The sequence below is a fragment of the Xanthomonas graminis pv. graminis genome (assembly GCF_030168915.1).
In the GTDB taxonomy this organism is placed as follows: Bacteria; Pseudomonadota; Gammaproteobacteria; order Xanthomonadales; family Xanthomonadaceae; genus Xanthomonas_A; species Xanthomonas_A translucens.
This window is the reverse complement of the sequence record NZ_CP076255.1, coordinates 4,555,486-4,573,219: the sequence shown is the minus strand read 5'-3', so window position 1 is coordinate 4,573,219 and position 17,734 is coordinate 4,555,486. Positions and strand designations below refer to the sequence as shown.

Genomic DNA, 17,734 nt, shown 5'->3' with positions numbered 1-17,734 from the left:
GCCTGACCGTTGCCGCCACGCGCATCCGCGCTGGCAGCGAGGCGGACGCGTCCGGCGTCTTGCTGCATGCGCAGCGCGCCCAATCCCCACTAAAAGCGCGACCCAGTTAATGCAAGCGCGCCAAGGCTAGGGAATTTCCCGACATGGCGTCAGGGCGCTCCGGATTGTGCGATTGCTGGGGTATGCACCACAGCGTGCCTGGCCTGCGCGCGATGCGCAGTGCACTCGGAAGGATGCGATCGATGCCCTGCGCCTAGCGGGGATACGCCGGATGCGTGACAGGGGAAGATGTGTGAGTGTGTCCAGGAAAAGACGTTGCCTGATGGTGGTGGCGGTCGGCGTGCTGGCGTGCCTGGCCGTTTCCGTGTGCGCCCAGGAGCAGCCGACCACGCTCGACCGGCAGGAACAGTTGCGCCAGGCCGAAGAGGTGCAGCGCAAGCAGGAGCAGGACCGCCAGGCGCCGTTCGCCGGCCCGCGCGAGCCGGCGGCGCCGGCCGACATGCGCAGCCTCGCGCTGCCTACCGAAACCCTGTGCTTCCCGATCCAGCGCATCCAGCTGGGCGGCGCCGGTGCCGATGGCGCGCGCTTCGCCTGGCTGTGGCTGTACCTGCGCCAGTACCAGGGCCGCTGCATCGGCCGCGAGGGCATCGACCTGATCCGCCGCCGCGCGCTCGACCAACTGGTCGCGCGCGGTCTGGTCACCACCCGCATCGGCGTGCCCGAGCAGGCGCTGTCCAGCGGCCAGCTGCGTTTCGAACTGATGCCCTGCCGGCTGCGCCAGGTGCGCGTGCAAGCGGCCGACGGCCGTGCGTTCTGGCGCAACGCCTTGCCGCTGCGGCCGGGCGACCTGGTCGATCTGCGCGCGATCGAGCAGGCCGTGGAGCAGTTCAAGCGGGTGCCGTCGCAGGACGCCAAGATCGACATCGCGCCTGGCGAGCAGCCCGGCGAATCGGACCTGGTGATCACCCTGCAGCAGGGCCGGCGCTGGCGCAGCGTGCTCAACGCCGACGACTCCGGCGTGCGCGCCACCGGCCGCGCGCAGGGCGGCATCGATGTTGCGGTGGACGCGCCGCTGGGCATCAACGATCTGCTGTCGATCGGCTACAACCACGACCTGGTGGATCGCGGCGCCGAGCGCGGCACGCGCGGCAACAGCCTCAGCTACAGCGTGCCGTGGGGCTGGTGGACGTTCGCGCTTTCGCTGTCGTCCTACCGCTACCACCAGCGCGTGGACGGCTATCTGCAGAGTTTCCAGTCCAGTGGCGCGTCCAACAGCGCCCAGCTCGACCTGCAGCGGGTCATCCATCGCAACGGCAGCAGCAAGACCACCGCCGGCGTGGTGGTGGCCAAGCGCGAGGCGCGCAGTTACCTGGACGGCGTCGAGATCGGCATCCAGCGCCGCCACACCACCAGCGCCGAGGCCTATCTGAGCCACCGCCGCTACCTGGGACCGATGCAGCTGGACCTGCGCCTGGCGCACCGCCGCGGCACACCGTGGTTCGACGGGCAATGGAGCGGTTACGACCCGGCAGTGGGTTTCCCCAGCTTCCGCTACGGCGTCACCACCCTGGATGTGAGCACCGGGCTGCCGTTCAAGCTCGGCAGCGTGGCCACCAGCTGGGACAGCAGCCTGCACGCGCAGACCGCCTCGCAGCTGCTGCTCGGCTCGGAATTCATCAGCATCGGCGGGCGCTACAGCGTGCGCGGCTTCGATGGCGAACGCACCCTCGGTGCCGAGCGCGGCGCGTACTGGCGCAACACGCTCAACCTGCCGGTGCAGCGCCTGGGCATCGTCCCGTACCTGGGCGTGGATGCCGGCCGCATCGGCGGCCCCAGCGCCAGCGCGCAGCGCGGACGCAGCCTGGTCGGCGCCTTCGTCGGCGTGCGTGGCGCGCGCGGCGGACTCAGCTGGGACGGCTTCGCCGGCTGGGATCTGCACGCGCCGCGCGACTTCGATACCGCGCAGCCGGCCTACGGCGTGCGTGTGACCTATCAGTTCTGATCCCCTGGCCGCCGTCGGGCGGACCGGGTTTTGTTTTTTGAGCGCCGGTGGCGCGATGAGAGAGATGGCGATGGACAAGGATTGCGCTGGCATGGGCACCACGATGGCCGAGCGCTGCAAGCGCGCACTGGCGATGCTGCTGTGCTGCACCGTCACCTGGACCTCGCTGCCGCTCTACGCCCAGGTCGTGCCGGTCGCCAATCCCGGCGGGCAACAGCCCGGCCAGCAGGCCGCGGCCAACGGCGTGCCGGTGGTCGATATCGTCGCCCCCAACGCGCGCGGCGTCTCGCACAACCGCTATTCGCGCTTCGACGTCGGCAACAACGGCCTGATCCTCAACAACAGCGGCAACATCTCCAAGACCGAACTCGGCGGCTATATCGCCGGCAACGACAACCTGAAGAACAGCGGCGCGGCCACGCTGATCCTCAACGAAGTCACCTCCAGCGCCAGCCGCCTGCAGGGCTATACCGAAATCGCCGGGGCCAGGGCGCAACTGGTGATCGCCAACCCGAACGGCATCAGCTGCGACGGCTGCGGCTTCCTCAACGCCTCGCGGGTCACCCTGGCCACCGGCACGCCGCAACTCGGCAGCGATGGTGCGTTGAACGGTTTCAGCATCACCGGCGGCGCACTGAGCATCGGCAGCAACGGCCTGGACGCGTACAACGTCGATCGCCTGGACCTGCTGTCGCGCCAGCTCAGCGTGGGCGGCTCGGTGTGGGCCAAGGACCTGCTCGCCAGCACCGGCACGCAGCGCATCGGCTACGACGGCATGCTGCTGGAACTGCTGCCGGGCAGCGACGGTGCGGCGCCATCGATCGGCATCGACGTGGCCTACCTCGGCGGCATGTACGCCGACCGCATCCGCCTGATCGCGACCGAAGCCGGCGTCGGCGTGGTCAGCCGCGGCACCCTGGCCGCGCAGAGCGGCAGCCTGCAGATCGACAGCGCCGGCCAGCTCAGCCTGAGCGGCAACACCGTCGCTCGCGACGACGTGGACCTGCGCGCGGCAGGCGCGTTGACCCAGCAGGGCACGCTCGGCTCGCAGCAGGCCGGCATACGCCTGCGCGCCGCGCAAGTGAGCCTGAGCGGCGACACCGTCGCCAGCGGCGTGCTCGACGCGCGCGCCAGCGGCAGCGTCGACCATCGCGGGCGCAGCAGCGCCGGCGCGATCAGCCTGTTCGGCTCGGAACTCGACGCCGGCGGCACGCTGTACAGCAGCGGCACGCTGAGCCTGGACGCGAGCGGCAGCCTGCGCAGCAGCGGCGTGGCCTACGCCGGCGGTGCAGTGGCGCTGCGTGCCGGCGGCAGCTGGCTGCAGAACGCCGGGACGCTGCAGAGCGGCGGGGCGATGAACGTGCAGGCGGCGCGGATCGATGCTGCGGGAACGCTCGATGCCGGCACCGGCCTGGGCTTGCGCAGCGATGGCGACATGCGCCTGTCCGGGTTGGTGCAGTCCTGGCAGGACGCCGCGCTGCAGGCCGGCGGCCGCCTCGACAACGCCGGCCAGCTCAGCGCCGGCGGCCGCGTGGACATCACTGCGGCGGCGATCGGCAACGGCGCCAAAGCCGTACTGTCCGCCAGCGGCGACCTCGCCCTGGCGACCGCCGGTACGCTGGACAACGCCGGCACCGTATACGCTGGGCGCGACCTGCGGATCGACGCGGCGGCCTTCGCCAATGCCGGCAGCAGCTATGCCGGCCGCAATGCGGACATCGCCAGCAGCGGCGCCATCCGCAGTGGCGGCAGCCTGGTCGCCGGCGACGCTTTGCGCGTGGACGCGGCGCAATTCGCCAGCAGCGGCGAACTCGGCAGCCAGCGCGGCGCCACCAGCCTGCGCAGCCGCGGCGATCTCATGCTGGACGGCGCGGTGGCGGCGAAGGGCGCGCTGACCGCGCAGGCCGCAGGCGACCTGCACCAGTCCGGCACGCTCAATGCAAGCAGCGCGCAGCTGCAGGCCGGCGGCGACGCGCTGCTGGATGGCACGTTGAAGACCGACCGCGCCTTGCAGTTGAGCGCCGACGGGCAACTGCGCAGCACCGCGACCATCGTCGCCGGCGGCGACGCCGATCTGCACGCGCAGGGCGCGCTGCTGCAGGCCGGACAAGTCCAGGCGGGCGGCGCGCTGCGCCTGCAAGGCGCGGACATCGACCAGTCCGGCGTGCTCGACGCAGGCACCACGCTGTCCCTGCGCAGCGGCAACGGCATGCGCCTGGCCGGCACGCTGCAGGCGCGCGGCGACGTGTCGCTGGACAGCGCCGCGGCGCTGCAGAACCAGGCGCAGGTCGTGGCTGGGGGCAACCTGGCGCTGGCCGCCGGCAGCCTGGACAACGCCAGCGGCGCGGCATTGTCGGCGAGTGGCGATGCCACCATCGCCAGGGTCTCCGCGCTGCGCAACGCCGGCAGCATGCATGCCGATGGCGTGCTGCGCCTGAGCGCCGGCAGCTTCGCCCAGACCGAAACCGGCAAGGCCTACGGCGGCGCAAGCCTCGACCTCGCCGCGACCGACGCGGTGGACAACCGCGGCGACCTGATCGGCGGCGGCGACGTGCACATCGCCGCCGGCAGCATCGCCAGCAGCGGCCAGCTGGGCAGCCAGCATGGTCAACTCGCGCTCGACAGCCGCGGCGACCTTACCCTGGACGGCGTCGTAGTCGCGGCCGGCGCCCTGCGCGCCGCGGCGCTCGGCGACTTGCAACAGCGTGGCAGTCTGCAGGCGCAATCGGCGCAGTTGCAGGCGGGCCGCGATCTGACCCTGGCCGGCACGCTGCGCAGTGCGACGACGCTGCAGCTGCAGGCGCAGCGCGCGCTGCGCGTGGACGGCCAGGCCGTCGCCGGCGGCGATCTGGGCATGCGCGGCGACAGCGTCGCGCTCGGCCAGGACGCCGTGGTGCAGACCGCCACGGCGCTGCAGCTGGACGCGGGCACCATCGACAGCCGCGGCGCGCTGGATGCCGGCACCGATCTGACCCTGCGCAGCCGCGGCGCCCTCTCGCTGTCGGGCATCGCCCAGGGCGGGCGCGATGTCGCGCTGCAGGCAGATCAGAATTTGGACAATCAGGCCCGCGTCTTCGCCGGCCGCACTCTGAGCCTGAGCGCGGCCAGTGCGACCAATCGGGCGCAGGGCGAACTCTCGGCGCAGGCGGCGCTCGACGCCCACGTGCAAGGCGCACTCGACAACGCCGGCACGCTGCAGGCCGGACAGGCGCTGAGCCTGAGCGCAGGCAGCCTGCAGCAGAGCGGCCGCGCCTACGCCGGCGACACGCTGAGCGTGCAGGTCGCTGGCGCACTCGACAACCGCGGCGACCTGATCGCCAGGCACGACGTGCGCGTGGCCGCCGGCAGCGTCGCCAGCAGCGGCCAGCTCGACAGCCAGGATGGACAGCTGCTGGTCGATAGCCGTGGCGACGTACAGCTGGACGGCAGCCAGATCGCCGCGACCGCACTGCGCGTGCAGGCCGTCGGCGATCTGCAACAGCGCGGCACCACCAAGGCGCAGTCGCTGCAGTTGAGCGCCGGGCGCGACCTGAGCGTTGCCGGTTCGCTGCAAAGCGCCGCGACGCTGCAATTGCAGGCGCAGCGCGCGCTGAGTCTGGATGGCCAGGCCGTGGCCGGCGGCGCTGCGCAATTGAGCGCGGCGAGCATCGCCACCGGCAGCAACGCCGTGCTGCAGAGCGCTGCGGCGATCACGCTCGACGGCGCAAGCATCGACAGCCGCGGCGCACTCGATGCCGGCACCGATCTGAGCCTGCGCAGCCAGGGCCAGCTGACCCTGGCCGGCATCGCCCAAGGCGGCGGCGATGTCGTGCTGGAGGCCGGCGCGGCGTTGGACAACAGCGCCCAGGTCGTCGCCGGTCGCGACCTGCAGGTGAGCGCTGCCAGTGCGGTCAACCGTGCCAGCGGCACCCTGGCGGCGGCGGACACGCTCGACCTGCGCGTCGCCGGCCTGCTCGACAACGCCGGCCGCCTGCGCGGCCAGACATCCCTGCTGCTGCAGGCCGGCAGCTTGCAGCACAGCGGCGAGCTGTACGCGGGCCAGATGCTGGATCTGCACAGCGCCGGCGCGCTGGACAATCGCGGCACGCTGATCGCCGGCGGCGACCTGCGCATCGACGCCGGCAGCCTCGGCAACAGCGGCCAGATCGGCAGCGAGACCGGCAAGGTGACGCTGAGCAGCCAGGGCGACATGCAACTGGGCGGCAGCGTGATCGCCGCGCAGGCGCTGAGCGCCAGTGCGCTGGGCGATCTGCAGGTGGATGGCGCGCTCAAGGCGCAGTCGGCCACGCTCGCCGCCGGCCGCGACCTGAGCGTGGTCGGCGGCGCGCAGACCGCTGCCGCGCTGGAGCTGCAGGCACAGCGCGCGCTGCGTGTCGATGGCCAGGTCCTGGCCGGCGGCGATCTGCGCCTGAGCGGCGCCAGCATCGCCACCGGTACGGCCGCGGTGCTGCAAGGCGCGGCGGCCGTAACCCTGCAAGGCGGCGCGATCGACAGCCGCGGCACGCTCGCTGCCGGCGCGGCGCTGAGCAATGCCGGCCAGATCGTGGCCGGCCGCGACCTGAGCGTCGCCGCGCACAGCATCGACAATGCAGCCAGCGGCACGCTGGCCGCGCAGGGCGCGGTGCAACTCTCCACCCCGGGGACCCTCAGCAACGCCGGCAGCCTGCAGGCCGGCCAGGCCATGACCCTGGACGTCGGCACGCTGCAACACAGCGGCCAGGCCTACGCGGGCGATCGCCTCACGCTGCGCGCCAGCGGCGCAGTGGACAACCAGGGCGAACTGATCGCCAGACATGATCTGCAGGTGGACGCCGCCAGCATCGCCAGCAGCGGCCAGCTCGGCAGCGAGACCGGCCAGGTCGCGCTGACCAGCCAGGGCGACCTGCGCCTGGGCGGCACCGTGGCCGCGGCTACGCAACTGCAGGCGCAGGCGCAAGGCGACCTGCTGCAGTCGGGCAGCCTCAGTGCGCAGGCGTTGGATCTGCACGGCCGCGACGTCACCCTGGCCGGCCAGGTCACGGCCGCGCAGGCGTTGCAGGTCCAGGCCCAGCGCGACCTGCGCCTGGACGGGCAAGCCAGCGGCCAGGCCGCGTCGCTGAGCGCGGGCGCGACATTGAGCACCGGCAGCCAGGCCGTGCTGCACAGTGCCGGCGCGATCGCGCTGACCGGTGCACGCATCGACAGCCAGGGCGCGCTGGATGCCGGCACCACGCTGGCGCTGACCAGCAGCGGCGATCTCGCGCTCGCCGGCATCGTCCAGGCAGCGACGACGTTGAAGCTGAGCGCCGGCGGCGCACTGAGCAACGCCGCCCAGGTCGTGGCAGGCACCGATCTGACGCTGACCGCGGCCAGCGTCCACAACGCCGCCAACAGCCTGCTCGCCGCGCAGGGCGATGCGACCCTGACCGTGAGCGGCGCGCTGGACAACGCCGGTGCGCTGCGTGCGCGCCAGCGCCTGCAACTGGATGTCGGTTCGCTGCAGCAGACCGGGCGCAGCTACGGCCTGCAGCGCCTGGGCCTGACCGCCAGCGGCGCCGTCGACAACCGCGGCGACCTGATCGCCGGCAACGCGCTGCGCGTGGAAGCGGCCAGCGTCGCCAGCAGCGGCCAGCTCGGCAGCGAAAGCGGCGACGTCGCCCTGGTCAGCCACGGCGATCTTGCGCTGGGCGGCACACTGGCCGCGGCCGGTGCGTTCAGCGCCCAAGCCGGCGGCGCCCTGTCGCAGAGCGGCACGCTCAGCGCGGCGACCACGCTGCAACTACAGGCGCACGGCGACCTGACCGTGGCCGGCAGCCTGTCGGCCAACCAGCTCACGCTGACCAGCGATGCCGCGCTGCTCCAGCGCGGCACCGTCAACGGCAGCAACATCGCCCTGCAGGCGCAGCGCATCGACAACGCCGGGCAGACCCTGTCCAGCGGCAACCTCAGCCTGCATGCCGGCGACATCGCCATCGGCGGCGTCGCCGCCGCCGGCGTGCGCAGCGACGGCAGCCTCGGCAGCAGCGGTGCGCTGGACTTGCGTGCCGACCGCACCTTGAGCGCCAGCGGCAAGCTGATCGCCGCCGGCAACCTCACCGTGCAGGCGACCCAACTCAACCTGGCCGGCAGCACCACCCGCGTCGGCGGCGATGCCAGCCTGACCGCGAGCAACGGCCTGGACCATCGCGGCGCCGATCTGCTCGCCGGCGGCCTGCTGACCGTGCGCGCCGGCGGCAGCTTCGACAACAGCACGCTCAACGGCGTCGGCGGACAACTGCAGGCCGCGCGCCTGGATCTGGGCGCAGCGTCGTTGCGCAACACCGGCGGCACGCTGGTACAGAGCGGCAGCGGACAGACCCGCATCGCCATCACTGGGGCGTTCGACAACGGCAACGGCAAGCTGGCCACGAACGGCCAGGACCTCAACCTCAGCGCCGCATCGTTGAACAACGCCCAGGGGCGCATCGAACACGCCGGCACCGGCACCGCGACCCTGAGCATCGGCGGCGCCGTCGCCAATGCCGGCGGCCGCATCCTGAGCCAGGGCCAGCTGCAACTCGGCGCCAATGCCGGCATCGACAACCAGAACGGCGCGATCGCCGCCGCCGGCGACGCCAAGTTGACCGCGGCCAGTCTGAGCAACGTCGGCGGCACTGTGTCGGCCCGCGGCGTGAACGCCCAGCTCGGTGGCGCGCTCGATAACCGCAGCGGCGTGCTGCAGGCCGCCGGCGGCACCCTGACCGTGCGCGCCGACAGCCTCGACAACCGCAGCGGCACGCTGCAGGCGGTTGCCAATGGCGGCAGCGGCGGCGATCTGCGTGCCGATATCGCGCACACGCTCAACAACGATGGCGGCCTGCTCGGCGCCAGCAACGACGCCACCGTCGGCGCCGAGAACCTCAGCAACAGCGCCGGCACCCTCCAGGCCGGGCGCGACCTGGCGCTGACCGCGCGCGGCCCGCTCGACAACCACCAGAGCGGGCGCATCGGTAGCGGCCGCGATCTCACGGTCGCGGTCACCGGCGCGCTGCTCAACAGCGGCGGCCAGCTCGACAGCGGCAACGCGATGACCGTCTCCGGCAGCCGCATCGACAACAGCCAGGGCAGCATCGCCAACAACGGCGGCGGCCTGACCCAGCTCAGCACCGGCGGCGAACTGCGCAACGCCGGCGGCAGCCTGGGCGGCCGCGGCCGCGTCGTGCTCAATGCCGCCAGCGTGGTCAACAGCGATGGCCAACTGGTGGCGGGCGGCGACCTGGTCGCCAACAGCAACAGCTTCGACAACCAGCGCGGCAACGTCTACGCGGGCAATACGTTCCAGCTCCAGCGCGCCGGCGCCACGCTCGACAACCGCAGCGGCACCATCAAGGCCGAGCAGGCGGTGCGCCTGAGCCTGCAGAGCCTGAGCAACAGCGGCGGCCGCATCGGCGCCGGCAGCAGCGCCGGCGGCGCCGGCGACGTGGTCATCGACACCGTCGGCTTCGACGGCGGCGGCAACATCCTCGCGCAGAACCTGCTCGACCTGACCGTGCGCAGCGACTACACCCACACCGCCGGCGCCGACATCACCAGCAACGGCGATTTCCGGCTCAACGTCGGCGGCAACCTGGTCAACGCCTCCGCGCTCAAGGCCGCGCGCAGCCTCAGCGTGACCGCCAACAACATCAGCAACCGCGCCGGCGCGACGATGCAGGCGGCCAATACCCAGTTGACGACCGGCGGAACCATCGACAACGCCGGCGACATCTCGGCCAGCAACAATCTGCAGCTCACGGCCGGCAGCATCTACAACACCGGCAGCCTGGTCGGCGGCAACGTACTGGTGGACACCGGCACCCTGGTCAACGGCGCCGACCTGGGCAGCGCCACCGACAACGCCGCCTACGGCTCGGCGCTGATCGGCGCCACCAACGGCATGACCCTGCTGGTCCGCGACCAGTTGCTCAACCGCGACGCCAAGATCTTCAGCCTCGGCAACATCGCCATCGGCGGCGCGCGCGATGGCAGCGGCACCATCACTTCGCGCACCGGCGTGCTCAACAACCTGTCCGGCAGCATCGAGGCCGACGGCAGCATCCTGATTGCGGCCAATCAACTCAATAACCAGCGGCGGGTGCTGAGCACCAAGACAGGGCCGCTATCCGATGCCGAGAGGGCCGAAGCGAATGCGGGGATGCCCAGCGAACTCATCGAAGGTCGAGGTATCACCTATCCCAACGTGTCTTACTACATTCGCGTTCCATACAAAGGCAAAAGCCCGGGCGTTTATCGAGACTATTCGGTCGAAGAACGCGAGAGCCTGATTGCCGCCAGCGCCGAGGGCCGTATCGCCGCAGGTGGCAACATCGCCCTGTCCGGGAGCGTGACCAACAACGCATCGACAATCGCTGCCGCAGGTGGATTGTGGATCAATCAACGGGGCGTTGCCGGTCTTTCCGATGCAATGATCAGCAACGGCGAGGTTGTATCGAACCAAGCGTTGGCACTGAATCAGAAAGTGATCCAGCGCGATGTCGAACACAAGGTGATCGCTTACATCGATGACTGTGCCGCCACCACCGTCTCAGGTCCGAACGCACGCAAGAAGCCGATATGCCGGTATGAGAATGAGACCAATATTCTCTCCAGTACCACGGTAGATTCCAGCTACATCGCCCTTGCCGCCAACATGACCGGTGGGCAAGGCGTGTCGATCAACGGTGCCACCATCAACAACGGTGCCGTCGGCAGCGATGGGCGCAGCATTAGCGGCGCCGCGTTCAACGCCAGGCAAGGTACGGCGCTGAGCCGCCGTAGCGCGCAGAGCGCCAGCGGCGTCGGCAATAAAGCCGTGCAGGCGCAGACCGGCAAGGCCGCTGGCGGGGCAACGGTCAACAATCGCATCGTCAGCGCCAGCATCGGCCCGATCCGCATCGCCGACGGCGAGGGCGCGCTGGTGAAAAGTGTCGAGACATCCGTAGTCGATGTTCATGCGCAAGGCATACAGGCAGCGCTCACCGGCAGCGGCGACGCCACCCGTAGCCAGGTCCAGGCCGGCGGTGCACAGGCCGTGCTGGCCGGCAGCAACGTCGCCGGCCAGCGCCAGCAGATCGACCCAGGCACCGGCACCGTGCCGCAGGTGGTCGGCGGCATCGGCGCCCCGCTGGGCAACATCACGTTGCCCATCGGCGGTCTGTACCGCCTGGTCGGCGCCAACGGCGCCAGCGTCAACGCCTTGGGGCGTGCCGCCAACGGCCTGGGCGGCGTCAACGCCAACCGCAGCGCCGGCCCGGGCCGTCGCTACCTGATCGAGACCGATCCGCGCTTCGTCAATTACGACACCTTCATCAGCAGCGACTACCTGCTCGACAAGCTCGGCGTGGATCCGCAGTGGACCCAGACCCGCCTGGGCGACGGCTTCTACGAACAGCGCCTGGTGCTGGACCAGATCACCCAACTCACCGGCCGCCGCTACCTGGGCAACTACGCCGACGGCGTGGCGCAGTACCGCGCCCTGCTGGACGGCGCCGTGGCCGAGGCCGGCGCGCTGCACCTGGATGTCGGCGTGGCGCTGACCGCCGAACAGGTCGCCGCGCTGACCCACGACATCGTGTGGATGGTCGAACAAGAATACCAGGGCCAGAAGGTGCTGGTGCCGGTGGTATATCTGTCGGTTCAATAGCACCGCGATCAGCCAACTTTTCTACCTGGCGCTCGACAGCGGCCGCGCAGGCAGCAAGCTCAAAGCCAGGCGCAGATCCGCCGTGCTGCCACCAAGCTGCGTCGCCAAGCGGGCGCTGTCTGGGTCATAGGCCGCCGTCAGCGACAGTAGCGGCAATGCGTCGCGCGGGGTGTAGGTGCTGCCGATCACATGGCCCGCTTCGCCGTTGCGCGAGCGGGCTTTGTCGAAGGCGACGTCGCTGCCGACGAATTCGGCATGGGGCTTGTCGCCGCGGAGGTAGGGCAGCAGCCATTGCACGCTATGCGCGAGCGATGCGCCGTTGCGCGCTTGCCAGTGATACAGGTCTTCGCCACGCTCGGAGAAGGCCAGGGCGAGCGTTACCAGGGGCCGCAGGTCATAGACATGGTAGGACAGCGCATCGCGCTCGATGAAGTCGATGCTCCGGCCGTCCGGTCGCAGGTTGTCGCCGATCTGTTGCTTGAATCCATCCCTGGCGTAGGCGATCAATGCGTTGTCGTCCAGCGCGATGCCGATCAGGCCGACACTCTTCAGGCGATGGCTGTGCCAGTTGTTGGTGGCGGTCTTGCGCTTGGGATCGCGCGATGCGATCTCGGCGTGCGCGATGCGCCGCATCCAGTCGTCGATGTCGTGGCGGGTGCCGGTGGGGAGTTCGTTCCGGACGATGCGGTAGGCAAAGATCGCCGGCTCCAGGCCGGTCTCGTCGATGGGTTCACCGCTAGGCTGGTTCACTGCGGCCCATCGGCTGAGATAGTCGCCGGCCTTGGTCGCATAGCGCCCCTCGCCGGTCAGGGCATAGGCCACGGCCAGTGCCTGGATCTTGCGCATGTCGCCCAGGCTCGTTTCGGTGCCTGCCTTGGCGGGGTCGCCTTTCAGTCGGCCGGCGGTGCTGAGCACGGCGATGGGGTGCGCGGTATCGTGCAGTGCCGCGTCGGCCAGGTGCAGTTGCGCGGTAGCCGCGTCGCTGTCGGTTCCGAGCTGGCGCCATTGTTGCTCGGTCGGCCAAAGGCGCTGCATCGCAATGGCCGGTGCGCATGGAGAAAGCGCGAGGACAGCGATGGCGAGGCTGGCTCGCAACCCGGCGAAAGACATGAGAGGCACTCCTTGCGGCTATGGCGGCTTGCGACGTGGGCGAATCTATGACGCGTGGCATGAACCGGGCATGGCTTCAGGCAAGAGGAGGATGGGAGGCAGCGACCGTCGCTGCATGGCCATTTGTGTCGATCCCCCAAAAAATCAAAGTCGCTCTAAGCGTTTGATTTGAAACGTACTTTCAAGCCCGCTCGGCGAAAGCCGCTCTAATTTGCGTGGCGCGCTTGACCTCGTCGCCATGCAGATGGATTGAGGTGGTGTACAGCGATGCGTGACAAAGATTATCGCGGACGCTCGTCAGCTCGGTACCCCGCGCCAGCGAATGGCTCGCATGGCTGTGCCTGCAAGGCGTAGGCAGCCGACCGCGCCGACAGCCCTCGGCAAAGGGTTTCCATTCGGGCGAGGATCGTGGCCGCGACGAGCCCACCCAGCGCATGCCCGGCGCCGGATGGCGCAAGAAGAAAAAGGGGTTCGGGAGCAACGGAACGGTGAACCGACTTAAGAATTCCAACTTGGCCACGCACACGCCTTGCAAACCGACGCCCTCTCACTGCTGGGTCTCACGGCCACCGCGGCCTTTCAGCCGCCCACAAATGAGCCGTGACACGGGCGTTGACCAACGCATCGGAAAGATCCGCCGCTGCGTCAAAGAGCTGTCGGCGGTTCGACTCGCCAAGTTGAGCGATCCAAGTCCCAATTCCAGTTAGCGCGACGGCCCTGGCGCCCTCGTCGGCAATGCCGGTTGCGGCCGCCAGAACCCGCTCACGCTGTGCCTCCGTCATGTGAGCCATGCTCGCCCCTAGTGCTGACAACATGTGTGCCTTTGCCCACTCGCCGCCAATGGCGTCTACCGCGGTAACCAGCCCGTCGCTTTGTTGTTCGTCCAGAAAGGCCAATCCAACTGCGAGCCCAGCCAGAGCGCGAGTTCTCGCCCACTCATTGACGATGCCGTCTGCTGCGAGGAACAGACGCTCGCGCTGCGACTCACTAAGACAGGCCATTCCGGCGCCCATGCCGGTCAAGGCAACGGACATGGCGGCCTTGTCGGGAATTTCCGTGATGGCAATAACGACCTGCTCGCGCTGCGATGTACCGAGAAAAGAGAGTCTTGCCCCCAACTCGGCCAGCGCTCGAGTGTTGTGGACATGTCCGGCGGCGATCACGGCGGCCACGATGCGCGCTCGTTGCGGCGTGCTCAAGTGGGGCATTGCCGTGCATAGCCCGCGAAGTGCAACCGCCTTCGCGACTCTGTTGCCGGTACCTTCCAAAACCGAAACGAAAAGCTCGTGCTGGGTGTTGCTAAGGTGAACAAACCCAGCCGCCAGCCCTGTCAGAGCCAGAGCTTTGGGATGATCATTTCCGAGGTTCATCATTGCGGCAAACAGGCGATCGCGATGCGTTCCGCCAAGGTTGGCGATGCCGGCCCCTAGGCCTGCTAGCGCATCGGCGCGGGCCGACTCGTCGCGGATACCAATCGCGCAGGCAAGGAGCCGCTCGTGGTCTGGCTCGCTCAGCTCAGCCATGACCAGGCCCATGCCGACCAACGCATCCGCCCTGGCCCATTCGTCGCCGATATCGAGGGCGACGGAAATCAGCTGCTGGCGCTGTTCCGGGTGCAAATTGCCCATCCCCGTTGCCAGACCGACCAATGCATCCGATTTGGCCCAATCGTCCGTGATGCGCGTGGCGGCCACAACGAGTCGCTCGCGCTGCCCATCGTTCAGGCAGCGCATGGCAGCGCCAAGCGCACCAAGGGCGCGCCCACTGGGCTCCTCATCGACGCCTCCAGCCACCAAGGCGATGAGGCGTTCGCGGTGTGGAGACGAGAGGAACGTCAGCATCGTTCCAAGAGAGCGCATCACTTCGGCGTCCGCGAGGATTTCATCCGGCATCCTGCTTACGAACGCATTGACTTCGTTGACCGCGTGACAAAGTTCGTCGTAGTGCAGGTCGATGCTTCCCGCCACAGCGTCACGGAGCCCAGTGGAGGTCATTCTCAGCGCGTGCAAGTCGCTGAGCGTCTGGAAGATGTCATGGCTGCGAAGGGTTTCTATGAGCCGGTGTTGGACTTCCGCCGGCAGGTCGTCAAGGCTGGGACCACCAGACGCAGAGAGCGAGTTGTTCGCTGACAGCCTTGTCTCTGGTGATGTCGGCACTGCCGCTTGCCGGACTCGACGCGTCGAGAAGTCTTCGGAACTTCTTCGTCGGCGAAGACTTCCTGCCAAAGGGGGGCGGCTTCAACTCCGATTCGCAACACCAACGGTTGTGAAGTGGCCCGGCGACCTGACTTGAGCGACTTCACCGCCAAGTGGAGTTGCCCATGTCATCCAGCCGCCTGGACCAGGCCGAACGATACCGTTTGCATGCGTTATATGAAACCGGGATGTCGATGCGGGCCATCGCCGATGCGTTGGAGCGCGCGCCCAGCACGATCAGCCGCGAACTGCGCCGCAATCAGCACGCTCGGCACTATCTGCCAGATCACGCACAGCGCATCAGCGAGCATCGGCGCACGCAGGCCAGCCGGCGTCCACGCATCGACGCTGAGCGCATCGCACAGATCGAGGTCCTGCTGAGCGAGGACTTCAGCCCGGAACAGATTGCCGGTCGCACCGGCCTGGCCAGTCACGAATGGATCTATCGGCACATCTACGCTGACCACAAGCGCGGTGGCCAGTTGTTCACGCATCTACGCAAGCGCCGCCGCAAGCGCCGTCGGCGGGGCGTGCGCGATGGCCGCGGACAGCTGACACATCGGCGCAGCTGGACACAGCGCCCCAGCGTGGTGGAGCAGCGAAGCCGCATCGGCGACTGGGAGCTGGATACCCTCCGGGCCTCACACGGAAAGGCCGTGGTGGTCAGCATGACCGAACGCCGCAGTCGCCTGCATCTGCTGGCTTACTCGCCTGACGGCACCGCCGAGAACGTGCGCAACGCCATCGTCCAGCGCCTGGGCGGCCTAGGCCACACGGTGCACACCCTCACCGCCGACAACGGCAAGGAATTCGCCGATCATCGGCTCATTGCCGCCTGCTTGCAGAGCGACTTCTATTTTGCAGATCCGTACTGCGCATGGCAGCGAGGCAGCAACGAAAATGCCAACGGATTGACGCGCCAGTACTTGCCACGACACATCGATTTCAGCACCATCACCGATGCGCACCTGCGATGGATCGAACAGCGACTCTACAATCGTCCGCGCAAGATACTCGGATTCAAAACGCCCCTCGAAGTCTTCTCCGAGGAGGTCCTCAACAGCGTTGCGAATCGGAGTTGAATCCGCCGGGCCAAACCACTGGGGGATTCCCAGCTTCGGGATCGCGCAAGCGAAGTGGTCTTAGGCGCGTCCGGATTTTTCAACGGCAGCAGGTTGGCGACATCGCGAATCTCGGTAATGGGTAGCTTCATGAGTTGGATCAAACATCAGCCAGAGCCGGCGTCGAACGACGTGAAGACTCATAAGATGAGCCTACCGGACTCGTCATTTCTTGACGTCTTTGTCGTCGATTAAATTATTAATTAATGAGCGCCGATAGTTGAATGACATCTTCAGATGGTGCAACTGAAACAAAATTCAGTGCCCGCTTCACTAGTGCGATTCTTTTCAGTTCAATAGAGTTGTTGAAGGTGATGGTTTTCGTTTTTCTTCCGGATTCTTTTTTTGCTGGAACTTTACGGTCGACAGTGTGGCGCTTGGTTCTCGTTCGCAGCGTTTCACCATGCTTGTTGTTGACAATCACGCCATCTTGGTCTGGATTTTCTCGTAGGTATTTTTTAATCGAGCTGCGCGATTGGTTATGCTTCAACATACTCGCATCGATAAGGGGCCCAGCATCCAGCACGACGTGTGCATCTTCGTCATCTTCTGTTTGCATGCTGCCCGGTACCACGGGCGATAAATCACCGCTGTACAGTGCGCTGTGCATGTTCGTAAATTCACCCTCTCGTGCCTGCATTTTCAGTGCGAGAGACATGGAAAATATTCGACATCCAAAGGCCGACTTTTGCAAATCCAGTGGAACAAATGCGCACTTGGCAGCGGCATGCGTTCCAAAGTCTTGTTTGAAGTTTACCGCGTAATCATCGTATGCTGTCTCGTCTTCCTCCACCCTCAACGGATCAAGCAGGATAACGCTTACGCCTGATTCGCTCTTATGAATGTCAGCGACCCTGGTGTGCTGCCCGTTGTCAATTAATGCGCGATATCGTCCGTGAGGGCTATATCTCACAAAGTCGTCGATCTCCTGCGAGCCCGCCATCGGGGCTTGCTCATCCATATCTTCGTCATCGGAGTCGACGGTGGCGGCTTCACTGGTATGAAGTGCAATCAAGTTCAAGTTGGGCCGACGCCAATTTTCTGCGGCGATCAATAGTGGCGTGATTTGGCGATCCAGTTGCTTTATCGGATATCCCGCCAATTCAGGGTCGGCATTGGAATTTACGAGCCGTTCCAGATCGGCAAGTGCGGAGTTTAGGGTGCCCATAAGATCCGACCTCGCTTGCTGGGCCTGCGCGCTCTCCACGTTGTATGCGTGGGAGGTCGACGCAATATTGGCAGCGCCATAGGCTGCCTCAGCTTCCTGAAGCGCGAGATCGTCTTGCCTCATCCACTCATCCCACGGCGACGGCGACAGCGGCTGCAAAGTCGGCATGTCAAACGGCTGGGTGAACTGTGATTCGCCCATGGAGTGCCAAAGCATCTCGTGCTCGTCACGAGTTCCCGGCGATTCCGGCATCACCGACGTTGATGAGTAGAAGTTGGCATAGGGATCGTAAACTTCGACGGAGTATGGCGCGCTACTGGAACCTTGTGCGTAATCGGCGCGCGTAGTGATACGCTCGCTGGTATTCCGTGCGCTCCGATCATTTTGGTTTTTCGTGCGGATGCATCGAGTGTCGACCTGCGTGTTGCTGGAGGAGCAAAGGCTCATTTTGCGCAACTTCTGTAAGAGGCTTGGCGCACGTGGAGGCCGCCCCGCCTG

The 17,734-nt window shown here is 67.4% G+C and carries 6 protein-coding genes and 1 pseudogene; 3 read left to right on the top strand and 4 right to left on the bottom strand.

What is annotated here, in order from left to right:
* Positions 1 to 322 precede the first annotated feature (322 nt).
* A complete protein-coding gene (locus KHF85_RS19795) occupies positions 323 to 2,002 on the top strand; it encodes a ShlB/FhaC/HecB family hemolysin secretion/activation protein (RefSeq protein ID WP_284567978.1) in 1,680 nt (559 codons plus the stop codon).
* A gap of 70 nt (positions 2,003 to 2,072) precedes the next feature.
* The gene (locus KHF85_RS19790; RefSeq protein ID WP_284567977.1) at positions 2,073 to 11,642 is read left to right on the top strand and encodes a two-partner secretion domain-containing protein; all 9,570 of its coding nucleotides are present in this window, start codon (positions 2,073 to 2,075) and stop codon (positions 11,640 to 11,642) included.
* A 21-nt stretch (positions 11,643 to 11,663) separates the two neighbouring features.
* On the opposite strand, the gene KHF85_RS19785 is transcribed toward KHF85_RS19790, so the two are convergent.
* The 3 genes and pseudogenes from KHF85_RS19785 to KHF85_RS19780 all read right to left on the bottom strand — a co-directional run bounded on the left by KHF85_RS19785 (position 11,664) and on the right by KHF85_RS19780 (position 14,908).
* Entirely contained in the window at positions 11,664 to 12,752 is a 1,089-nt protein-coding gene (locus tag KHF85_RS19785; protein WP_284567976.1) for an alginate lyase family protein, read from the bottom strand.
* Positions 12,753 to 12,933: 181 nt separating this feature from the next.
* Positions 12,934 to 13,134: pseudogene (locus tag KHF85_RS20690) on the bottom strand (integrase); the annotation flags it as partial.
* A gap of 178 nt (positions 13,135 to 13,312) precedes the next feature.
* The gene (locus KHF85_RS19780; RefSeq protein WP_139310055.1) at positions 13,313 to 14,908 is read right to left on the bottom strand and encodes a hypothetical protein; all 1,596 of its coding nucleotides are present in this window, start codon (positions 14,906 to 14,908) and stop codon (positions 13,313 to 13,315) included.
* Positions 14,909 to 15,072: 164 nt separating this feature from the next.
* Here KHF85_RS19780 and KHF85_RS19775 point away from each other — a divergent pair, with 164 nt between their 5' ends.
* Positions 15,073 to 16,029 carry an IS30 family transposase gene (locus KHF85_RS19775; RefSeq protein ID WP_009597007.1) on the top strand — a complete coding sequence of 319 codons (957 nt, stop codon included), beginning with the start codon at positions 15,073 to 15,075 and terminating at the stop codon, positions 16,027 to 16,029.
* 238 nt (positions 16,030 to 16,267) lie between these two features.
* Here the strand turns inward: KHF85_RS19775 and KHF85_RS19770 are convergent, their stop codons facing one another.
* Entirely contained in the window at positions 16,268 to 17,683 is a 1,416-nt protein-coding gene (locus KHF85_RS19770) for a YopJ family acetyltransferase (protein ID WP_196765268.1), read from the bottom strand.
* Positions 17,684 to 17,734: the final 51 nt, after the last annotated feature.

Bases quoted from the DNA above. Each gene is read 5' to 3' on its own strand.
- KHF85_RS19795 (WP_284567978.1), top strand. From the start codon at position 323: ATGGTGGTGGCGGTCGGCGTGCTGGCGTGCCTGGCCGTTTCCGTGTGC.
- KHF85_RS19790 (WP_284567977.1), top strand. From the start codon at position 2,073: ATGGACAAGGATTGCGCTGGCATGGGCACCACGATGGCCGAGCGCTGC.
- KHF85_RS19785 (WP_284567976.1), bottom strand. From the start codon at position 12,752: ATGTCTTTCGCCGGGTTGCGAGCCAGCCTCGCCATCGCTGTCCTCGCG.
- KHF85_RS19775 (WP_009597007.1), top strand. From the start codon at position 15,073: ATGTCATCCAGCCGCCTGGACCAGGCCGAACGATACCGTTTGCATGCG.
- KHF85_RS19770 (WP_196765268.1), bottom strand. From the start codon at position 17,683: ATGAGCCTTTGCTCCTCCAGCAACACGCAGGTCGACACTCGATGCATC.